This is a genomic window from Robiginitalea sp., assembly GCF_049588695.1.
In the GTDB taxonomy this organism is placed as follows: Bacteria; Bacteroidota; Bacteroidia; order Flavobacteriales; family Flavobacteriaceae; genus Robiginitalea.
In genome coordinates, this window is record NZ_JBAVZJ010000372.1 from 1 (window position 1) to 2,903 (window position 2,903).

The 2,903-nt window shown below is 48.1% G+C and carries 1 protein-coding gene; it reads right to left on the minus strand.

Annotated elements, in window-relative coordinates:
* Positions 1-22: 22 nt before the first annotated feature.
* Positions 23-2,581, minus strand: coding sequence for an ATP-dependent Clp protease ATP-binding subunit (locus WBV75_RS08890; protein WP_424120272.1), 2,559 nt, complete (start codon positions 2,579-2,581; stop codon positions 23-25).
* Positions 2,582-2,903 lie beyond the last annotated feature (322 nt).

A 2,903-nucleotide genomic window follows, 5' to 3' on the forward strand; every position in this document is an offset into this window, starting at 1 on the left:
TGAGCTAAATTTCTTACAAAACTTATGCTTCCTTCGAGGATTTACTCGCTTTGGTGATGTTAATCGTGAGGGAATCCCCCTTTTCATCGAGGTCCATCTCTATGCTATCCCCTTCTTCTAACTTGGAATTGACGATTTCCTCGGCCAGGGCGTCTTCGATATATTTCTGGATGGCGCGTTTGAGCGGTCGGGCGCCGTACTCCTTATCAAAACCTTTGTCGGAGATATAATCCTTGGCTTTATCGGTCAGTTTGAGTTCGTATCCAATATCGCTGATGCGGTCATAGAGCTTCCTGAGTTCGATATCTATAATCTGGTGGATGTGCTCCCGCTCCAAAGGATTAAAGACCATAACATCGTCAATGCGGTTCAGGAATTCCGGGGCAAATGCTTTCTTCAGGGCGTTTTCAATAACGCTTTTCTGATGGGAATCCGCCTGGGATTTCTTGGCCGCTGTACCAAATCCGACACCCTGACCAAAATCTTTGATCTGTCGGGCCCCGATATTGGAGGTCATAATGATGATTGTATTGCGGAAATCGATCTTGCGTCCGAGGCTGTCGGTTAAAAAGCCATCATCCAAAACTTGCAAGAGCATATTAAAGACATCCGGATGCGCTTTCTCGACTTCATCCAGGAGTATGACCGAATAGGGTTTGCGGCGCACTTTTTCAGTGAGCTGCCCTCCTTCTTCGTACCCCACGTACCCGGGAGGTGCACCCACGAGTCTTGAAATCGCAAACTTCTCCATATACTCGCTCATGTCGATACGGATCAGGGCGTCTTCAGAATCGAATAATTCCTTGGCCAGTACTTTGGCCAATTGTGTTTTACCAACTCCCGTTTGCCCCAGGAAAATAAAACTCCCGATCGGTTTGTTCGGATCTTTTAATCCCGCCCGGTTGCGCTGAATGGCCTTGGCTACTTTGGCCACGGCCTCATCCTGCCCGATAACATTGTTTTTAATGAGATCCGGCAATTTGGCGAGTTTATTACTCTCGGTCTGGGCAATCTTATTCACTGGTATTCCACTCATCATGGAAACGACGTCGGCCACATTTTCTTCGGAAACGGTCTCCCGGTGGAGTTTACTGTCCTCTTCCCATTTTTCCTGGGCGATGGCCAGGTCTTTCTCCAGACGCTTTTCATCGTCCCGGAGTTTGGCCGCCTCTTCGTAACGCTGTTTTTTAACGACACTGTTTTTGAGCTCCCGCACTTCTTCCAGTTGCTTTTCGAGCTCCAGGATCTGCTTGGGCACATCCATATTGATGATGTGTACCCGGGATCCCGCCTCGTCCAGGGCATCGATAGCCTTGTCTGGCAGGAAGCGGTCGGTGATATAGCGATTCGTCAGTTTTACACAGGCATCAATAGCCTCTTCCGTATAATTGACGTTGTGATGGTCTTCGTATTTACCTTTGATATTCCGCAGGATTTCAATTGTTTCCTCAACAGAGGTAGGCTCCACCATCACTTTTTGGAAACGGCGCTCCAGGGCCCCGTCTTTTTCGATGTACTGTCGGTATTCGTCCAGGGTCGTTGCCCCGATACATTGAATCTCACCCCTCGCCAGGGCCGGTTTAAACATATTGGAGGCATCCAGGCTGCCCGTTGCCCCGCCGGCTCCCACAATGGTGTGGATTTCGTCTATAAAGAGGATGACATCGTCATTCTTCTCCAGTTCATTCATCACCGCCTTCATCCGTTCTTCAAACTGCCCGCGGTATTTTGTTCCGGCGACCAGGGAAGCGAGGTCCAGGGTAACTACTCTCTTATTGTACAGGATACGGGATACTTTCTTATTGATAATGCGCAGGGCAAGGCCTTCCGCAATGGCGCTCTTACCTACTCCGGGTTCCCCGATCAGCAGGGGGTTGTTCTTTTTGCGGCGGCTCAGGATTTGTGAAACACGCTCGATTTCCTTCTCCCGCCCCACAACCGGGTCGAGTTTGTTTTCCTCAGCCAGCTGGGTCAGGTCGCGCCCGAAATTATCCAGTACAGGCGTTTTGGATTTTTTATTTCCCTTCTGGGCTGATCCACCCGAGTAGGAGCCTTCTTTTCCTTCACCGACATCGTCCGAGTCGCTGGGAAAGGATTCTGCAGAGGGCGTATCACTGTAGTCCTCCTCGCTATCGCTGGTGATCATGCTTTTAAATTGTTCTTTCACGCCGTCGTAATCTACCTTCATCTTGTGCAGTAATTTGGTGGTCGGGTCGTTTTCATTGCGGAGGATACAGAGCAACAAGTGAGCCGTGTTGATGGACGAACTCTGGAAGAGTTTGGCTTCCAGAAAAGTGGTTTTCAGGGCCCGCTCTGCCTGACGGGTCAGGTGCAGGTTCTTTTTATCCTTAGGGAGTGTCGTCGCACTGGGGTTGGGCGGACTCAGAATTTCCACTTTCCTGCGCAAGTGATCCAAATCTACTTCCATGGCGTCGAGAATACTTATCGCTTTCCCGTTTCCATCGCGAAGCAAGCCCAACATCAGATGCTCGGTCCCGATAAAATCGTGGCCGAGGCGCAGTGCTTCTTCCTTGCTATAGGCAATGACGTCTTTTACTCTTGGTGAAAAATTATCATCCATAAAACCTCCTTAATACTTTTTAAAATTACGAATTCTATTCATAAGAACGTCAAATACCGTACCCATATTCCATCGCGTGAAACGAAATGACAAAAATTAGAGAGAATTACAAAAATTTTAACGGCTAATTTATCAACCTTTCAACGGGTGAATCCTGTTGATAAATTCCTTAATAAATAGGTGATAACACCTTCGGAAAAGGCCGTTTTTCCGTATATTGGCATGATTTTTTAACCTCAGGAACAGAAAGAAAGTTGCATTATGGCGGAAGGAGAAAAATTGATCCCCATTAACATAGAAGATGAGATGAAATCGGCCTACA